Origin of the sequence: Streptomyces sp. NPDC087422, from assembly GCF_044744145.1 — a bacterium.
GTDB lineage: Bacteria > Actinomycetota > Actinomycetes > Streptomycetales > Streptomycetaceae > Actinacidiphila.
Genome location: NZ_JBIUXT010000007.1, coordinates 343697 through 360841, shown reverse-complemented (window position 1 = coordinate 360841; position 17145 = coordinate 343697). Strand labels below are relative to the sequence as shown.

The 17145-nt window shown below is 72.0% G+C and carries 17 protein-coding genes; 15 read left to right on the top strand and 2 right to left on the bottom strand.

The window, feature by feature from the left end; genetic code table 11:
* Positions 1-32 precede the first annotated feature (32 nt).
* On the bottom strand, positions 33-704 hold the full coding sequence (locus ACIO6U_RS24190) for a TetR/AcrR family transcriptional regulator (RefSeq protein ID WP_401722093.1): 672 nt from the start codon (positions 702-704) through the stop codon (positions 33-35).
* A gap of 132 nt (positions 705-836) precedes the next feature.
* On the opposite strand from ACIO6U_RS24190, the gene ACIO6U_RS24185 reads away from it, so the two are divergent.
* From ACIO6U_RS24185 to ACIO6U_RS24165, 5 genes are all read left to right on the top strand, one after another.
* The gene (locus tag ACIO6U_RS24185) at positions 837-1829 is read left to right on the top strand and encodes a zinc-binding dehydrogenase (protein WP_401722090.1); all 993 of its coding nucleotides are present in this window, start codon (positions 837-839) and stop codon (positions 1827-1829) included.
* A gap of 157 nt (positions 1830-1986) precedes the next feature.
* Positions 1987-2751: an MgtC/SapB family protein gene (locus ACIO6U_RS24180; RefSeq protein WP_355340942.1), complete on the top strand. Its 765-nt coding sequence runs from the start codon at positions 1987-1989 to the stop codon at positions 2749-2751.
* A 208-nt stretch (positions 2752-2959) separates the two neighbouring features.
* On the top strand, positions 2960-3751 hold the full coding sequence (locus tag ACIO6U_RS24175; RefSeq protein WP_401722262.1) for an ArsR/SmtB family transcription factor: 792 nt from the start codon (positions 2960-2962) through the stop codon (positions 3749-3751).
* A gap of 224 nt (positions 3752-3975) precedes the next feature.
* A complete protein-coding gene (locus ACIO6U_RS24170) occupies positions 3976-4332 on the top strand; it encodes a VOC family protein (protein ID WP_391045635.1) in 357 nt (118 codons plus the stop codon).
* A 74-nt stretch (positions 4333-4406) separates the two neighbouring features.
* Positions 4407-6929: an ATP-binding cassette domain-containing protein gene (locus ACIO6U_RS24165; protein ID WP_401722085.1), complete on the top strand. Its 2523-nt coding sequence runs from the start codon at positions 4407-4409 to the stop codon at positions 6927-6929.
* A 182-nt stretch (positions 6930-7111) separates the two neighbouring features.
* Here the strand turns inward: ACIO6U_RS24165 and mftR are convergent, their stop codons facing one another.
* Positions 7112-7690: a mycofactocin system transcriptional regulator gene (mftR, locus tag ACIO6U_RS24160; protein WP_355340949.1), complete on the bottom strand. Its 579-nt coding sequence runs from the start codon at positions 7688-7690 to the stop codon at positions 7112-7114.
* Between the two features lie 160 nt (positions 7691-7850).
* On the opposite strand from mftR, the gene mftA reads away from it, so the two are divergent.
* The 10 genes from mftA to mftF all read left to right on the top strand — a co-directional run bounded on the left by mftA (position 7851) and on the right by mftF (position 17144).
* Complete coding sequence (gene mftA / locus ACIO6U_RS24155) at positions 7851-7982, top strand: mycofactocin precursor MftA (RefSeq protein WP_188281158.1); 132 nt, start codon at positions 7851-7853, stop codon at positions 7980-7982.
* 11 nt (positions 7983-7993) lie between these two features.
* Positions 7994-8308, top strand: a complete 315-nt coding sequence (mftB, locus tag ACIO6U_RS24150) for a mycofactocin biosynthesis chaperone MftB (RefSeq protein WP_391044977.1) — start codon at positions 7994-7996, stop codon at positions 8306-8308.
* 5 nt (positions 8309-8313) lie between these two features.
* A complete protein-coding gene (mftC, locus tag ACIO6U_RS24145) occupies positions 8314-9564 on the top strand; it encodes a mycofactocin radical SAM maturase (protein WP_401722080.1) in 1251 nt (416 codons plus the stop codon).
* Between the two features lie 125 nt (positions 9565-9689).
* Positions 9690-10523, top strand: coding sequence for a mycofactocin-coupled SDR family oxidoreductase (locus ACIO6U_RS24140; RefSeq protein WP_401722077.1), 834 nt, complete (start codon positions 9690-9692; stop codon positions 10521-10523).
* Between the two features lie 114 nt (positions 10524-10637).
* Complete coding sequence (locus ACIO6U_RS24135) at positions 10638-11474, top strand: mycofactocin-coupled SDR family oxidoreductase (RefSeq protein WP_401312733.1); 837 nt, start codon at positions 10638-10640, stop codon at positions 11472-11474.
* 39 nt (positions 11475-11513) lie between these two features.
* A complete protein-coding gene (locus ACIO6U_RS24130; protein ID WP_355340964.1) occupies positions 11514-12455 on the top strand; it encodes a MoxR family ATPase in 942 nt (313 codons plus the stop codon).
* A 6-nt stretch (positions 12456-12461) separates the two neighbouring features.
* On the top strand, positions 12462-13442 hold the full coding sequence (locus tag ACIO6U_RS24125) for a VWA domain-containing protein (protein WP_401312736.1): 981 nt from the start codon (positions 12462-12464) through the stop codon (positions 13440-13442).
* A gap of 138 nt (positions 13443-13580) precedes the next feature.
* Complete coding sequence (gene mftD / locus ACIO6U_RS24120; RefSeq protein WP_401722074.1) at positions 13581-14825, top strand: pre-mycofactocin synthase MftD; 1245 nt, start codon at positions 13581-13583, stop codon at positions 14823-14825.
* Position 14826: 1 nt separating this feature from the next.
* The gene (gene mftE, locus ACIO6U_RS24115) at positions 14827-15618 is read left to right on the top strand and encodes a mycofactocin biosynthesis peptidyl-dipeptidase MftE (RefSeq protein WP_401722071.1); all 792 of its coding nucleotides are present in this window, start codon (positions 14827-14829) and stop codon (positions 15616-15618) included.
* Positions 15615-17144 (top strand): mycofactocin biosynthesis glycosyltransferase MftF, encoded by a 1530-nt coding sequence (gene mftF, locus ACIO6U_RS24110; protein WP_401722069.1) that lies wholly within the window; start codon positions 15615-15617, stop codon positions 17142-17144. The genes mftE and mftF overlap by 4 nt, the downstream gene beginning before the upstream one ends.
* The last annotated feature ends 1 nt before the right edge of the window (position 17145 follow it).

Below are 17145 nucleotides of genomic sequence, written 5' to 3'. Positions count from 1 at the left end.
CGCGGGCCGGAGCTTCTGCCGGGACGGACCTTCTAGCGGCGGGGCGCGGCGGTCGGCGTACGGGCGGGCGCCACGGGGATGACCGGCGGTACGGGTGACAGCCGCGCCGCGGGCGGGAGCGGCGCGTGCTGCGGGGACGCCCGAAACGCCTGGATCGCGAAGGCGGCGAAGCGCCGGGAGGCCGCGACGCGGGCCGCGGGTGACGGCGCGTGGATGCCGCTGTTGGCCATGAGGACGAGGATCAGGTCGTCCAGCACGAAGTCGGGGCGCAGGCGGCCGGTGGACTTGGCGCGGGCGGCCAGTTCCGCGACCGCCTTCAGCGCGTACTCGCGGCCCGCGTCGAAGTCGACGGCGTGCGGGAACGTCGACATGAAGGCCGCGGTGAAGCCGCGGTCGCGGGCGTGCAGCTCGCAGATCCTCTCGATCACCAGGCAGAGGCCGCGCCAGGGATCCGGGTCGGCGAGCCCTTCGTCCACGATGTCGTGGCAGGCCCGCAACTGACCGGTGAACGCCTCGGTGACCAGCGTCTCCTTGGTCGGGAAGCGGCGGTAGAGGGTGGCGGGGCCGACTCCGGCGCGCCAGGCGATCTCCCGCATCGGCACATTCAGCCCCTCGGTCGCGAACACCTCGCGGGCCGCCTCGAGGATGCGCTCGCGGTTGTCGAGGGCGTCGGAGCGCAGGGTGTGAGGCAATTCGTCGGTCACGCTCTCACTTTAGCCAAACGGACGGCGGCGTCCGTTACCGTCCGAAGCACCAGGTCCGCGGGCCGCCGGGTTCCGGACGGGCGCGGACCACGAGGGCCGGGACCGGCCGTGGACCAGCGCAGGGAGCAGACGGTGAAGGCAGTCGCGATCGAGACGTTCGGCGGCCCCGAGGGCATGGCGGTCGTCGACCTCCCCGCCCCGGCGCCCGCCGCCGGGCAGGTACTGATCGGCGTCGAGGCGAGCGGTGTCGGCGGCGTGGACGCCGTGATCCGCAGGGGCACGCTGGCCTCGTACGGCTTCAAGGAGGGGCACATCCTCGGCAGCGAGGCGGCCGGTACGGTGACCGCGGTCGGCGACGGCGTCGACACGTCGTGGATCGGGCGGCGCGTGTGGGCGTTCACCGGGCTCAGCGGCGGTTACGCCGAGCAGGCGGCCGTCCCGGTCGAGGCGGTCCTCGCGCTGCCCGACGGCCTGTCGGCGGTGGACGCGGTGACACTCGGCAACTCGGGCGCGGTGGCCCATTTCGCGCTGGCCCACGCCCGCTTCGCCCCCGGCGAGTCGGTGCTGGTGCGCGGCGCGGCGGGCAGCATCGGGATCATGACGGTCCATCTGGCGTCCCGCGCGGGCGCCGCCGCGGTGGCGGTCACGACATCGTCGGCCGAGCGGGGCGAGCGGCTGCGCGCACTCGGCGCGACGCGTGTGCTGGACCGCTCGGGCGACACCATGGGCAGCGGTTCCGGTGCCGACGACACTTCCGACGACGCTCCCGGGGGATACGACGTCATCATCGACATCGTCGCGGGCGCGGACCTGCCGTCCTTCTTCGGCCGGCTCCGGCCGAACGGCCGCATGGTGGCCGTGGGCGTGGTCGGCGGGCCGCCGCCCGCCGACTTCGGCATGGCGATGATCGCGGCCTTCCAGAAGTCCCTGTCGTTCGCCACCTTCAGCACCGACACCGTGGCCGCGGCGGATCTGACCGCCGTGCGTACCGCGCAGTTCGCCGCCGCGAGCCGCGGTGAGCTGCCTCTCGCGGTGCACGAGGTGCTGCCGCTGGAGCAGGCCGCGCTGGCGCACCGGAAGATGGACGCGGGCGAGGTGTTCGGCCGGATCGTCCTGACGCCGTAACCCGAACCGCCGTCCGGAGCTGGGCAGTCGCTCGCGGCGCGGGCTCCACAGGCCGCCCGTCCCGTTACGCGCTCATCGGTTGATGCGCTGATCCGCCCAACCGGGCGTGGGAGAGCCGGTTCCGCGCCGCCGCCGTGGCCAGTGGCAGGATCTCCTCATGCAGCATATTTCGTTCGCTCTGCCGCTTTTCGATCCCGGTGCGGGCCAAGGGGCCAGGCAGTTCGCCGAGTTGGGCCTCGCCCTGCTGCTGTCCACCCTGATCGGCGCCGAGCGCGCCACGCAGCAGAAGAGCGCGGGACTGCGCACCCACACCCTCGTCGGTGTCGGCAGCGCGCTGTTCATGGAGGTGTCCCAGCACGGGTTCAACGCCGTGCTGGGCATGCAGGCCGTCTCCTTCGACCCGTCGCGGGTGGCCGCCCAGATCGTCTCGGGCATCGGCTTCATCGGCGGCGGCCTGATCTTCGTACGGCGTGACGCCGTCCGCGGCCTCACCACCGCGGCGACGGTCTGGCTCACCTGCGCGGTCGGCATGGCCTGCGGCGGCGGTCTCCCGCTGCTGGCCATAGGAGTCACCCTCGCGCACTTCCTGGTCGTCCAGGGCTACCCGTGGCTCACCCGCCGGGTCCCGGTCCTCGCCACCCCCGAGCGCACCCGCATCCACCTCGCGTACCGGATCGGCACCGGCGTCCTCACCCGCGTCCTCGAATACACCGCCACCCAGGGCTTCCGCGTCGTCCAGGTCCGCGTCGACCGCGCCGCCCAGCACCCCGACGACGAGAACTGGCACCCCACCGAGGGCGGCACCGCCCTGGTCGCGGTCGACGTCGAGGGCACCGGCAGCCCCGAACACCTGGTCGCGGGCCTGTCCGAGTTCGAGGAATTGCTGAGCGTCTCGTCGGTCGCCGACGAATCCGACGACTGACGGGGACGCGCCCTCGTCCCTGCCCCGACAGCGTGGTGCCCGGCGCCCGTGGACGGTGCCGCCGGGCCGACTCCCGAGCTGAGCCATCGGGCCCACGTCACTGGCCCGCGCCACTGCCCTCGTCACCGACCTCGCCCCTGACCTGCGTCGTTGACAACAGGCAGGCAGATACCTGCATAATGGAGAGGTGAGCCCAGAACCGAGCGAGATGGACCCGGTCTTCAAAGCACTGGCCGACCCGACCAGGCGACTCCTGCTGGACCGGCTGCGGGAACAGAACGGTCAGACGCTGCGTGAGCTGTGCGGGCGTCTCGGCATGGCCCGCCAGTCGGTGACGCAGCATCTCGACCTGCTCGGGCAGGCCAATCTCGTGACCGTGGTGCGCCGTGGGCGGGAGCGGCTGCATTACCTGAATCCGGCGCCCATCCACGACATCGAGGAACGCTGGATCTCGGGGTTCGACAAGCCCCGGCTGCGGGCCCTGAGCACCATCAAGAACCTGGCAGAGGAGTACGCCATGACCGACGAATCCGTATTCGTACCGACCTATGTCTACGTCACCTACATCCGGGCGACGCCCGAGCAGGTGTGGCGTGCCCTCACCGACGCCGATCTGACCGCGCGGTACTGGGGACACGCCAACGTCTCGGACTGGCGGCCGGGCTCGGCCTGGGAGCACCGCCGCGCCGACGGCTCGGGCGCCGTGGACGCCGTCGGCCAGGTGCGGGAGGCCGAGCCGCCCACGCGCCTGGTCCTCACCTTCGAGGACTCCGTCGGCAAGGAGCCGCCGCGCGAGCCGTCGGAGGTCACCTTCCTCGTCGAGCCGCACCAGGACATCGTGCGGCTGACCGTGACCCACGAGAAGCTGGCCAATACGGACATGTTCAACGGCATCTCGCGGGGCTGGCCCGCCGTGCTGGCCAACCTCAAGTCGCTGCTCGAAACCGGTGAGGTGCTGCCGCAGGCGCCCTGGGAGATGTCCCCCACCGCCCGCGCCTGAGCACACCGGGCGCGGGACCCCGGCCACCGGGCACCGACCACCGGGCCGAGGGCACCGGCGGGAAGGGGCCGGTCGCGAGGGCGGCGCGGGACCGGTCAGGAATGGAGAAGCGAATTCCGGCGCCCGCCCGTAGCGTGAATCGCATGGACGCCGAGCCCCAGAACGTCTGGGGAACTCGACACGGAAACACCGGGTCCATGCGGCCCGCGACCACAGGAGCGATCATGACCGGCACCACCACCCAGGGCATCAAGACCGTGCTGCACCCCGTGTCCGACCTGCCGAAGGCGAAGGCGGTGTACTCGGCGCTGCTCGGCATCGAGCCGCAGACCGACGAGTCGTACTACGTGGGCTTCGAGACCGGGGACCAGCACATCGGGCTGGTGCCGGGCGGCGGCCCGCAGGGTCTGACGTCCCCGGTGGTGTACTGGGAGGTGTCGGACATCGAGGCGAAGCTGGCCGAGCTGACCGCCGCGGGCGCCACCGTGAAGGACGCGGCGTCGGACGTGGGCGGCGGCCGGCTGGTGGCCACCGTCACCGACCCCGACGGCAATGTCCTCGGTATCCTCCAGGACCGATGACCGCCGACCCGCGCGAGTCCGGCCACGCGCCGGGTGACGACGCCCGCCGGTCGACCTGACGTCATGGAGAGACGATGAGCACGGCGAAGAAGACGGCCAGGCCGACAGCCGCGGCAACCACCAAGACCGCCAGGACCGCCAAAACCGCCAAGCCTGCCAGGACCGCCGCACCCGCCGGCGCGGACGAGGCCGCCGAAAGCGCCGGGACGACCCGGGCGTCCGCGGTGCGTCCGGCCGACAGCCACGACCTGATCCGTGTGCACGGCGCGCGGGTGAACAATCTGAAAGACATCAGCATCGAGATCCCCAAGCGCCGTCTGACGGTGTTCACGGGGGTCTCCGGTTCCGGCAAGAGCTCGCTGGTGTTCAGCACGATCGCCGCCGAGTCGCAGCGGCTGATCAATGAGACCTACAGCGCCTTCGTGCAGGGCTTCATGCCGACCACGGCACGCCCCGACGTCGACGTGCTGGACGGGCTGACCACGGTGATCACCGTCGACCAGCAGCGGATGGGCGCCGACCCGCGGTCGACGGTCGGCACCGCCACCGACGCGAACGCGATGCTGCGGATCCTCTTCAGCCGCCTCGGCACGCCCCACATCGGCCCGCCCGGCGCGTACGCGTTCAACGTCCCCTCGGTCAGCGCGAGCGGCGCGATCACCGTGGAGCGCGGCTCGAAGACGGCGGTGAAGGCGACCTTCCACCGGACCGGCGGCATGTGCACGCGCTGCGAGGGCCGGGGCACGGTCTCCGACATCGACCTCGCACAGCTCTACGACGACACGAAGTCGCTCTCCGAAGGCGCCATCACCATCCCCGGCTACGGCTCGGACGGCTGGAACATGCGGCTGTACAAGGAGTCCGGCTTCGTCGACCCGGACAAGCCGATCCGCAAGTACACCAAGAGGGAGCTGCACGACTTCCTGCACCGCGAGCCGACGCGGATGAAGATCGCGGGCATCAACATGACGTACGAGGGGCTGATCCCCCGGATCCAGAAGTCGATGCTCTCCAAGGACAAGGAGGCGATGCAGCCGCACATCCGGGCGTTCGTGGAGCGGGCGGTCGCCTTCGCCACCTGCCCCGAGTGCGACGGCACCCGGCTCAGCGAGGGCGCCAGGTCCTCGAAGATCAAGCGGATCAGCATCGCCGACGCCTGCGCGATGCAGATCAGTGACCTGGCCGAGTGGGTCCGCGAGCTGAAGGAGCCCTCGGTCGCCCCGCTGCTGACCGCGCTGCTCCGGACCCTCGACTCGTTCGTGGAGATCGGCCTCGGCTATCTCGCGCTCGACCGGCCCGCGGGCACGCTGTCCGGCGGCGAGGCGCAGCGCGTGAAGATGATCCGGCACCTCGGGTCGGCGCTCACCGACATCACGTACGTCTTCGACGAGCCGACCGCCGGTCTGCACCCGCACGACATCCAGCGGATGAACGACCTGCTGCTGCGGCTGCGGGACAAGGGCAACACGGTGCTCGTCGTGGAGCACAAGCCGGAGACGATCGCCATCGCCGACCATGTGGTCGACCTGGGGCCCGGCGCCGGTACGGCGGGCGGCGCGGTCTGCTTCGAGGGCGGCCTCGACGGGCTGCGGACCAGCGGCACCCTCACCGGGCGGCACTTCGACGACCGGTCCTCGCTCAAGAAGACGGTCCGCGAACCGGCCGGCGCGCTGGAGATCCGCGGCGCGACCACGAACAATCTGCGCGGTGTCGACGTCGATGTCCCCCTCGGCGTGCTGGTCGTCGTGACCGGTGTCGCGGGCTCCGGCAAGAGCTCGCTCATCCACGGCTCGCTGGTCAAGGGCGCGCAGGTCAAGGGCGCCGACGGTACGGCGGTGGTGTCGATCGACCAGGGCGCGATCCGCGGCTCGCGGCGCTCCAACCCGGCGACGTACACCGGGCTGCTCGACCCGATCCGCAAGGCGTTCGCGAAGGCCAACGGGGTGAAGCCCGCGCTGTTCAGCGCCAACTCCGAGGGCGCGTGCCCGACGTGCAACGGGGCGGGCGTCGTCTACACCGACCTGGGGATGATGGCCGGGGTCGCGACCACGTGCGAGGAGTGCGAGGGGAAGCGGTTCGAGGCGTCGGTGCTCGACTACCGCTTCGGCGGGCGCGACATCAGCGAGGTGCTGGCGATGTCGGTGGCCGAGGCCGAGGAGTTCTTCGGCGGCGGCGAGGCGCACACCCCCGCGGCGCACGCCGTCCTGCGGCGCCTGGCCGATGTGGGCCTGGGCTATCTGGGCATCGGCCAGCCGCTCACCACGCTGTCCGGTGGCGAGCGGCAGCGGCTGAAGCTGGCCACGCACATGTCGGACAAGGGCGGTGTGTATGTGCTGGACGAGCCGACCACCGGCCTGCACCTCGCCGATGTGGAGCAACTGCTGGGCCTGCTGGACCGGTTGGTCGACTCCGGCAAGTCCGTCGTCGTCATCGAGCACCATCAGGCGGTGATGGCGCACGCCGACTGGATCATCGACCTGGGCCCCGGCGCGGGTCACCACGGCGGCCGGGTCGTCTTCGAGGGCACCCCCGCCGACCTGGTCGCGGACGCCTCGACCCTCACCGGGGAACACCTCGCGGCGTACGTCGGCGCCTGACGTACCCGTCGCGGGCGCCCGACCTTGCGGTGCGCTCACGCCAACGGCGGCCAGGCGCACCGCGGCTGGCCGAGGGCATGCTCAACACCCGCGATCGAGGCCCGACTCAGCGCCCTTCGCCGGGAGCCGGGCTCGACCCCCTGGACCCGAGCCCGGCACAACGCCCTTGCCCGCAGCGCGGCTCAGCGCCCCTCGCCGGAGAAGGTCTCGCCGAGGATGTCGAAGGCCGAGCCCAGCAGGGCCGGCAGATCCGCGTCCTCGTCCTTGAGCCACTGCTCGTAGGCCGACAGCGAGGCGGCCAGCGCCGCCCAGGCGATCACCTGCGGCCGCATGTCGTCCTCGTCCACCCCGAGCCTGCGGGCCGCGTACTCGGCGATGGCCTGCCGCCAGGTGGCGTACCGCAGCGTGGAGTGCGCGACCAGCGTCGGCACGTTCAGCAGCAGGGACATCCGCAGCCGGTGGTCCTGGACGACGCTGGCCGGGAAGCGGTTGAACTCCACGATGGCGCCGCGCAGCGCCTCGGCCAGCGCCATGTCCGGCGGGGTGCGCTGGAGGTAGCGGCGCATCCGTTCCACCAGCGCGTCGAAGTCGCCCCAGGGCACGTCGTTCTTGGACGGGAAGTAGCGGAAGAACGTCCGGCGGCCGATGCCGCAGGCGGCGGCGATGTCGTCCACCGTCGTCTCGGCGAAGCCGCGCTCGGCGAACAGCTCCAGCGCCACATGGCTCAGCTCGTCCACCGTCGTGGAGGGCTGACGCCCCATGCGAGTGCTGGTCGACGGCGGTTTCGGAGCGTCGGCTGGGGACCTCACGGATTTTCCTTCTTCCATTTGGCACCGGGTGCCATTAGTCTGAACATTATTGAAGGCACGGCGGACGACAACAACCCCGCCTGCGACCATCGCCCGACTGAGGAGCCATGGTATGGAAGAGCTTCAGCTCAAGGAGCCCGGCGAGCCGCGTGCCGCCGACGAGGATGTCACCGCGGATTCCGTGATCGAGGCCGACGACCTGGTCGAAGAGGTCTCGATCGACGGCATGTGCGGCGTCTACTGAGCCGCCCCGCCATGAGCGGCACGGACCGTCCGGTGAACGCCCCGGACCCGGCGCCCGGCATGGATCTCGACCGCCCCTGGGATCTGCACCCGCAGGTCTCGGTCCGGCCGGAACCGTTCGGCGCCCTGCTGTACCACTTCGGAACGCGCAAACTCTCGTTCCTCAAGGACCGGCGACTGCTGTCGGTCGTCCAGTCCCTCAAGGACTCCCCCACGGCACGGGCCGCCTGCTCGGCGGCCGGGGTCACCGAAGCCGACGTGCCGCGGTACGGCCGCGCCCTCGCGACCCTCGCCAGGTCGTCGATGGTGGTGGAAAGGACCCCGTGAGCCCCATGACCACGACGACCACGGATGCCCCCGCCCGCGCTCCCGGCGCCGAACGGCTGGTGGACCTGTTCGAGTACGGACTCGACGCGCCCATCTGCCTGACCTGGGAGCTGACCTACGCCTGCAATCTGTCCTGCACGCACTGCCTGTCCAGCTCCGGCCGCCGCGATCCGCGCGAACTCACCACGGCCGAGGCCGAGGCGGTGATCGACGAGCTGGAACGCATGCAGGTCTTCTACGTCAACATCGGCGGCGGCGAGCCCACGGTCCGCCCCGACTTCTGGCAGTTGGTCGACTACGCCACCGCCCACCACGTGGGCGTGAAGTTCTCCACCAACGGCGTCCGGATCACCCCGGAGGTCGCGGCCCGGCTGGCCGAGAACTCCTACGTCGACGTGCAGATCTCCCTCGACGGCGCGACCGCCGAGGTCAACGACGCGGTCCGCGGCCCCGGTTCGTACGACACCGCGCTGCGCGCCATGGCGAATCTGTCCGCCGCCGGGATGAGGAACTTCAAGCTGTCCGTGGTGTGCACCCGGCACAACATCCCCCAGATGGACGAGTTCAAGGCCATCGCCGACCGGTACGGGGCCCAGCTCCGGCTGACCCGGCTGCGCCCGTCCGGGCGCGGCGCCGACGTCTGGGACGAGCTGCACCCGACGCGTGACCAGCAGCGCGAGCTGTACGACTGGCTGGTGGCGCACGGCGACAGCGTGCTGACCGGTGACTCGTTCTTCCACCTGTCCGCCTACGGGCAGGCGCTGCCCGGCCTGAATCTGTGCGGCGCCGGACGCGTGGTGTGCCTGATCGACCCGGTCGGGGACGTCTACGCCTGCCCGTTCGCGATCCACGAGGAGTTCCTGGCCGGGAACATCCGGCAGCCCGGCGGCTTCACCGAGGTATGGCGCGAGTCCGAGCTGTTCCGCGGCCTGCGCGAGCCCCAGTCGGGCGGCGCCTGCGCCTCCTGCCAGTTCTTCGACACCTGCAAGGGCGGGTGCATGGCGGCCAAGTTCTTCACCGGCCTGCCGCTGGACGGGCCGGACCCGGAGTGCGTGCAGGGCTACGGCGAGGAACTGCTCGCGAACCGTACGCAGCACACACCCGTCCCGAAGTCGTCCGTCGACCACTCACACCGTACTTCCCCCGCACCGCGCCGGGGACCGGTCCCGCTGACCCTCACCCGTCGTGAGGATCTGGACCGGCCGCCCGTCAGCGACTGCGCGGAGGATCCGCTCGCCGGCTTCCGTCCGGTCTGAGCACTCCGGGACCGCCCCACCGGCCCGGCCGCCGGCTCCGGTCACGGAGCCCGGCCACCGTATCGATTCCGCACACCTCGGGGACATCACTCACAGTAATCAACCCGTAACGAAAGGTGCACGCAATGGGGCGTGTAGAAGGAAAGGTCGCATTCATCACCGGAGCCGCGCGCGGTCAGGGCCGCAGCCACGCGGTGCGGCTGGCGCAGGAGGGCGCGGACATCATCGCGGTGGACATCTGCGAGGACGTGCCGAGCGCCGGTTACCCGGGCGCCACCGACGAGGACCTGGCCGAGACCGTACGGCAGGTGGAGAAGCTGGACCGCCGGATCGTGGCCACGAAGGCGGACGTCCGTGACTTCGGGGCGTTGAAGGCCGCCGTGGACGACGGTGTGGCGCAGCTCGGACGGCTCGACATCGTCGCGGCGAACGCCGGGATCGGCGTCATACCCGACACCCTCGACGTACTGGACGCCCAGCGCTGGCGCGATGTCATCGACATCAATCTGACGGGCGTGTGGAAGACCGCGAAGGCGGCGATCCCGCACCTCAAGGCCGGCGGGCACGGCGGCTCGATCATCCTGACCAGCTCGGAGGCGGGCCTGCGCGCGTATCCGCACGCGGGTCACTACGTGGCCGCCAAGCACGGCGTCGTCGGCCTGATGCGCACGCTCGCGCTGGAGTTGGCCCCGGACAGCATCCGGGTCAACAGCATCCATCCGACCCAGGTCGACACGGCCATGATCCAGAACGAGATGACCTACAAGCTGTTCCGTCCCGACCTGGAGCACCCGACCGCGGAGGACTTCGCCGAGGTCTCGCGGTCCGTCATCGCGCTGCCCATCCCGTGGGTGGAGCCGGTGGACATCTCCAACGCCCTGCTGTGGCTGGCCTCGGACGAGGGCCGGTACGTCACCGGGGTCACGCTGCCCGTCGACGGCGGCAACTTCCTCAAGTAGAGCCGCGAGCCAGGCGGTTCGCGGCAGAACGCGACACGGCTCACGGGATCAGCGGGGGTTCACGGGGGTTCGCAGAACGACAGCGTCATCGAAAGAGAAAGAGGTGAACACGCAATGGGGCGTGTAGAGGGAAAGGTCGCACTCGTCACCGGGGCCGCCCGTGGTCAGGGCCGCAGCCACGCGATACGCCTGGCGCAGGAGGGCGCGGACATCATCGCCGTCGACGTCGTGTCGCAGATCGACTCGGTGCCGTACCCGATGGCGACGCCCGACGACCTCGCGGAGACCGTACGCGAGGTGGAGAAGCTGGACCGGCGGATCGTCGCCGCACAGGCGGACGTCCGTGACTTCGAGGCGCTGAAGGCAGCCGTGGACACCGGGGTCGCGCAGCTCGGACGGCTCGACATCGTCTCGGCGAACGCGGGCATCTTCAGCTTCGGCACCATGTCGGAGCTGGACGAGCAGGTGTTCCAGGACATGATCGACGTCAATCTCACCGGTGTGTGGCACACCGCGAAGGCGGCGATCCCGCACATCAAGGCGGGTGGCAACGGCGGTTCGATCGTGCTGACCAGCTCGACGGCCGGGCTGATGGCGATGGAGAACATCGGGCACTACGTCGCCGCCAAGCACGGTGTCGTCGGCCTGATGCGCACGCTGGCGCTGGAGTTGGCCCCGGACAGCATCCGGGTCAACAGCGTGCACCCCACGTCGGTCGACACCCCGATGATCCAGAATTCGGCGACGTACGAGCTGTTCGCGTCCGACCTGCCGGTGGCCGAGCGGACCAAGGAGAATCTCGGCCCGCGCTTCGGTTCGATGAACGCGCTGCCGATCCCGTGGGTCGAGCCGGTCGACATCTCCAACGCGGTGCTGTGGCTGGCCTCGGACGAGGCGCGGTACGTCACCGGCGTCACCCTGCCGATCGACGCGGGCCAGACGGCCAAGTAGCGGGTCTGTCAGCCACGTCGAGCGTAGGGAGCGCGAACGATGACCACACTGCGGACGGTACGGGACGCCGGGGCCGGCTCCGGCGTCGCGGCGGCCGGGGAGCGGATCGCCTCGCGCATCGTCGGCCGCGAGCGCGAGCTGGAACTCGCGCTCGCGACCGTCGGCGCCGGGCGGGATCTCGTCCTGGAGGGCCCGCCCGGCACCAGCAAGACCACCATGCTCAAGGCGATCACCGAGGAGTGGGGCATCCCGCTGGTGTTCGTGGAGGGCAACGCCGATCTGACCCCGGCCAAGCTGGTCGGGCACCACAATCCCGCGCGGGTGCTGCGGGAGGACTACAGCGCCGACAACTTCGTGGCGGGGCCGCTGGTCCAGGCGATGCGCACCGGCGGGTTCCTCTACATCGAGGAGTTCAACCGCGCCCCCGAGGACACCCTCAACACCCTGCTGTCGGCGATGGCCGACCGCGCGGTCGAGGTGCCCAGGGTCGGCCTGGTCACCGCCGAGCCGTCGTTCCGGGTCATCGCCTCGATGAACCCCAGTGACGACATCGGCACCACCCGGCTGTCGGCGGGCGTCAGCGACCGGCTCAACCGGATCGTGGTCGGCTACCAGGACGCCGCCGCGGAGGAGGACATCGTCACGCTGCGCGCCGCGCTGTCCGGTCCGCTCGCGGACCGGATCGTGCCCGACGCCGTCGCGGTGACCCGGGCCACCCGCGCGCACCCGGATCTGCGTCAGGGCAGCAGCGTGCGGGGCGCGATCGACTGCGCGCTGGTCGCCGACGGCCTGATGACGATGCGCGGCCTGAGCGGACCGGACGACGACCGCTACCCGGAGAGCTTCTACGACGCGATGACGGTCTCGCTGTCCGGCCGGATCCGGCTGGACGACGCGGCGGAGACCACCGCGGAACGCGTCCTGCGGGAGATCTGGGAGGACCGCTTCGTGCTGGATCCGGCGCGGGCGGAGCCCGGATGAAGAGCGGTGGAGGCCGACTCGCCCGTACGGCGGCGCGAACCGGCGTCCACGGACCGGTCGCGGCGACCGCTGCGCCGTATCCCCAAGACACTCGACGAGGAGCCGAAGGTGTTCGAAGCGGTGGCGGGCACGGGAGGCACGGTGCTGCGCGCCCGCTCGCGCGGCGCCGGTCCCGCGCGCCCGCGGCCGACCCGCTCGGCGGCCGACTTCACCGACGAGCGGGGGGAGCTGCTCAGCGGCCCGGACGACACCGAGCCGGTGGACCCCGCGGTGCGGGCGCGGGCCCGCGAGATCGCCGCGCGGCTGTCCCTGCCGAAGCCGAAGCGGGCGCGCGGCGGACGGCCGGCCGCTTCGGGGCGGCTGGCCAGCCTCCCGTACCGGCAGCGGGGCAGCGACATCGACCTGGATCCGACGCTGGAACGGCTGGCGGAGCGGCCGGTCCCCGACGACGAGGACGTCTTCGTCTTCGAGCGGGTCCGCGCGCCCCGCTCCGTCGTGCTCGCGGTGGACCTGTCGGGGTCGATGAAGGGCGAGCGGGTACGTACCGCGGCGGCGACCGTGGGCGCGCTCGCGGCCGAGCTGGAGTCCGAGGCACTGGCCGTCGTCGCCTTCTGGTCGGACGCGGCGGTCCTGCTCGAACTGGGCGACCCGGTCAGGCCGATGGAGCTGCTGGACGCGATGCTGCGCATCCCGGCCAGGGGCCTGACCAATGTGGCCTTCCCGCTGGAACTCGCCGCCGCCCGGCTGGCGTCGGTGCCGCGGCGCGGCGCGCGGGTGCTGCTGCTGTCGGACTGCGTCCACAACGCGGGGCCGGACCCGCGCCCGGCGGCGGCCCGGCTGCCGCGGCTGGACGTGCTGCTCGACACGAGCGGTGAGAAGGACGTCGAATTGGGCGCGGAACTGGCCAGGGCCGGGCACGGCACCTTTCACCGCATCCGCACCCACCACGACATCGCACCGGCTCTCAGGGAGGTCTTCCGCACATGAACGGCGCGTGGAGGCACGTTCGCCCGGGGCACGTGAGGAGCGGCTGACCCGCGCCTCAGCGGCGCACGGGCGGCACCTGACGCTCACGGACATGGACCGGCCCCGAAGGACCGGCTCCGAGACGAAGAGGAACACGCAATGAGCAGGAATCCCTGGTTCGAGACCGTCGCCGAGGCGCAGCGCCGGGCAAAGAAGCAACTACCGAGTTCGGTCTACGGAGCCCTGGTCGCGGGCTCGGAGCGCGGCCGGACCGTCGATGACAACATCGAGGCGTTCGCCGAACTGGGCTTCGCGCCGCGGGTGGTGGGCCATCACGCCGAGCGCGACCTGTCGACGACGGTGCTGGGGATCCCGACGTCGATGCCCGTGGTGATCTCGCCGACCGGTGTGCAGGCCGTGCACCCGGACGGCGAGGTGGCCGTCGCGCGGGCCGCCGCGAACCGGGGCGTGATCATGGGGCTCAGCTCCTTCGCCAGCAAGCCGGTCGAGGAGGTCGCCGAGGCGAACGAGAACACCTTCTTCCAGATGTACTGGACCGGCACCCGCGAGTCGATGGTGCAGCGGATGGACCGGGCCAGGGCCGCCGGGGCCAAGGCGCTGATCTCCACGCTCGACTGGTCCTTCTCCAACGGGCGCGACTGGGGCAGTCCTTCGATCCCGGAGAAGCTGGACTTCAAGACGATGCTGAAGTTCGCGCCGAACGTGGCGCCGCACCCGGCCTGGCTGATGCGGTTCCTCAAATCCCGTCGGCTCCCCGACCTCACCGCGCCCAACCTCCGCCCGCCGGGCGGCGCGGCGCCCACCTTCTTCGGCGCCTACTACGAGTGGATGCAGACGGCACCGCCCACCTGGGACGACGTGAAGTGGCTGCGCGAGGAGTGGGGCGGCCCGTTCCTGCTCAAGGGCGTGACGCGGGTGGACGACGCCAAGCGCGCGGTCGACGCCGGGGTCAGCGGGATCTCGGTGTCCAACCACGGCGGCAACAACCTGGACACGACACCGGGCACGATACGGATGCTGCCGTCGATCGCCGAGGCGGTGGGCGACCAGATCGAGGTCGTGCTCGACGGCGGCATCCGGCGCGGCGGCGACGTCGCCAAGGCGCTGGCGCTCGGCGCCCGCGCGGTGCTGATCGGCCGCGCCTACCTGTGGGGGCTCGCGGCCAACGGCCAGGCCGGGGTGGAGAACGTCCTGGACATCATGCGCGGCGGCCTGGACTCCGCGGTGCTGGGCCTGGGCCACTCCTCGGTGCACGAGCTGTCCCCCGACGACCTGGTGATCCCCGACGGCTTCACCAGGACACTCGGCGGCGGACTCGTCGGCCGCGCGGACCGCGCGGGCGCCGCGGAGGCCGCGCCGCGCTCCAAGGACCCGATCCGCTGACATGCCGTCGACACCCGCGAACCGCGCGGGCCCCGGGAGCACGGCAGGACCCGCGGCCCCTTCCGACCTGGCGCACGCCGTCTGGCCGACGGTCCCGTTCGCGCCGCTGGTCCTGGTGCCGCTGGGCTCGACCGAGCAGCACGGGCCGCATCTGCCGCTGGGCACCGACGCCGCCATCGCGCGGGCGGTCGCCGAGCGGGTGGCGGCCGGGGCCCCGCCCGAGTGGCGCACCCTGGTCGCGCCGACCATGGCCTACGGTTCGAGCGGCGAGCACGCGGGCTTCGCGGGCACCGTCTCGATCGGCCGCGAGGCCCTGAAGGCGGTCCTCGTGGAGTCCGTGCGGTCACTGGCGATGTGGGCCGGGCGGATCGTCTTCGTCAACGGGCACGGCGGCAATGTCGCCACGCTCGCCGAGGCGGTCGTCCTGCTGCGCGCCGAGGGTCACCACGTCGCGTGGGTGCCGTGCGTGGCGCCCGACGCGGATCCGCACGCCGGACGGTGGGAGACCTCGGTCATGCTCCACCTGGCGCCCGGGGACGTGCGGACCGCGCAGGCCGTCGCCGGGGACACCCGGCCGCTCGCGGACCTCATGCCCGACCTGGTCGCGGGCGGTGTGCTGGCGGTCTCGCCGTCCGGGGTCCTCGGCGACCCGGCGGGGGCGTCCGCCGAAGAGGGAAAGAAGGCGATGACGTACATGGTCACCACGGCCACCCGGCTGATCGCCGAAGGGTCCGCGGACACCCGCGGCCGACTGGTCGACGCCGAACCGGTGGACGGGACGGTGACCGAATGACCGCGGAACCGGCGGGGAGCGCGCCCGAAGGCGACGGCGGTACGGGTGCGCCGGACGGCAAGCGCGGCGCCGGCGCTCCGGACGGCAGGAGCCGTCCGGGCGCGCCCGGCGGGACGGCGCGGCTGCCCGGCGGCTTCGTGATCGCGCTCAACCGCCACACCCGCGTCATCGACGGCGGCCGTGCCCTGCTCGGCGGCTTCCCGACCCGGCTCGTCCGGCTGACCCCCCGCGCCCGCCCGCTGCTGGCCGACGACCGTACGGTGCGCGTCCGGGACGCGGCGAGCGGCGTCCTCGCCGACCGGCTGCTCGACAACGGCATGGCGTACCCGGTCGCCCGCGACCTGCCGCAGAATCCCGACCCGCGGCACACCTTCGTCGTGCCCGTCCACGAGCGGGCGGCGCAACTCGACCGGCTGCTCACCAGCATCGGCCCCGGCCAGCGCGTCGTCGTCGTGGACGACGGATCGCGGCACGCCGACGACATCGAGGACACCGCCGCCAAGCACGGCGCCCAACTGGTCGTGCTGGAGCGGAACATGGGCCCGGCCGCGGCCCGCAACGCGGGGCTGCGGCTGGTCCGCACCCCCTATGTGGTCTTCGTGGACTCCGACATCGTGCTGCCCCCGGAGACCGTCTCCGTCCTGCTCCGGCACTTCACCGACCCCAAGGTCGGCATGGCCGTGCCGCGCATCACCGGGCTGCCGACCGCCGCGGCCACCGGCTGGATCGGCCGGTACGAGGCCGCCAGGTCCTCGCTCGACCTCGGCCGGGACCCGGCGGCCGTACGCCCGGGGACCCCCGTCTCCTGGGCCTCCACCGCGTGCAGCGTGGCGCGGGTGGACGCGATGGCGGACGGCTTCGACGCGGCCATGCGGGTCGGCGAGGACGTCGACCTGTGCTGGCGGCTGATCGAGGACGGCTGGCGCGTACGGTACGAGCCGTCGGTCCGCGCCGAGCACGAGCACCGCGTACGGTTCACGGACTGGATGCTCCGCAAGGCCGCGTACGGCACGGGAGCGCATCCGCTGGCCGAGCGCCACCCCGAACTCATCGCCCCCGCCGTCCTCGCCCCTTGGGCGGGCGCGCTGTCCCTCGCGCTGCTGGCCCAGCGCCGCTGGTCGCTGCCGGTGGCGGGCGCCGTCTGCGGGGTCACGACCGTACGGATCGCCCGCAAACTCAAGGGCGCCGACCACCCGGTACGGCTGGCCACCCGGCTCACCGCCAACGGCGCGGTCAGCGCCCTGTCCCAGACCGGCGCCCTGCTCACCCGCCACTGGTGGCCGCTGGCCGCCGTCGGCTGCGCGGTCTCCCCCCGGATCCGGCGCGCGGTCGCCGTCGCGTCGGTCGCCGACGTCGCCCTCGAATACCGTCCGGGCGAGGTCGGCCTCGACCCCCTGCGCTACGCCGTCGCCCGCCGCCTGGACGACCTCGCCTACGGCACGGGCGTCTGGCTCTCCGCGCTCAAGGGCCGCTCGACAGCGGCGCTGCGCCCGCGCCTGGGGTCCGGCAAGGGTGCCTCGGGCTGAC

What these genes read in the sequence shown, in the direction of transcription:
- ACIO6U_RS24180 (WP_355340942.1), top strand. Translation starts at nt 1,987, where the DNA reads ATGCAGCATATTTCGTTCGCTCTGCCGCTTTTCGATCCCGGTGCGGGC.
- ACIO6U_RS24175 (WP_401722262.1), top strand. Translation starts at nt 2,960, where the DNA reads ATGGACCCGGTCTTCAAAGCACTGGCCGACCCGACCAGGCGACTCCTG.
- ACIO6U_RS24170 (WP_391045635.1), top strand. Translation starts at nt 3,976, where the DNA reads ATGACCGGCACCACCACCCAGGGCATCAAGACCGTGCTGCACCCCGTG.
- ACIO6U_RS24165 (WP_401722085.1), top strand. Translation starts at nt 4,407, where the DNA reads ATGAGCACGGCGAAGAAGACGGCCAGGCCGACAGCCGCGGCAACCACC.
- mftR (WP_355340949.1), bottom strand. Translation starts at nt 7,690, where the DNA reads ATGGGGCGTCAGCCCTCCACGACGGTGGACGAGCTGAGCCATGTGGCG.
- mftA (WP_188281158.1), top strand. Translation starts at nt 7,851, where the DNA reads ATGGAAGAGCTTCAGCTCAAGGAGCCCGGCGAGCCGCGTGCCGCCGAC.
- mftB (WP_391044977.1), top strand. Translation starts at nt 7,994, where the DNA reads ATGAGCGGCACGGACCGTCCGGTGAACGCCCCGGACCCGGCGCCCGGC.
- mftC (WP_401722080.1), top strand. Translation starts at nt 8,314, where the DNA reads ATGACCACGACGACCACGGATGCCCCCGCCCGCGCTCCCGGCGCCGAA.
- ACIO6U_RS24140 (WP_401722077.1), top strand. Translation starts at nt 9,690, where the DNA reads ATGGGGCGTGTAGAAGGAAAGGTCGCATTCATCACCGGAGCCGCGCGC.
- ACIO6U_RS24135 (WP_401312733.1), top strand. Translation starts at nt 10,638, where the DNA reads ATGGGGCGTGTAGAGGGAAAGGTCGCACTCGTCACCGGGGCCGCCCGT.
- ACIO6U_RS24130 (WP_355340964.1), top strand. Translation starts at nt 11,514, where the DNA reads ATGACCACACTGCGGACGGTACGGGACGCCGGGGCCGGCTCCGGCGTC.
- mftD (WP_401722074.1), top strand. Translation starts at nt 13,581, where the DNA reads ATGAGCAGGAATCCCTGGTTCGAGACCGTCGCCGAGGCGCAGCGCCGG.
- mftE (WP_401722071.1), top strand. Translation starts at nt 14,827, where the DNA reads ATGCCGTCGACACCCGCGAACCGCGCGGGCCCCGGGAGCACGGCAGGA.
- mftF (WP_401722069.1), top strand. Translation starts at nt 15,615, where the DNA reads ATGACCGCGGAACCGGCGGGGAGCGCGCCCGAAGGCGACGGCGGTACG.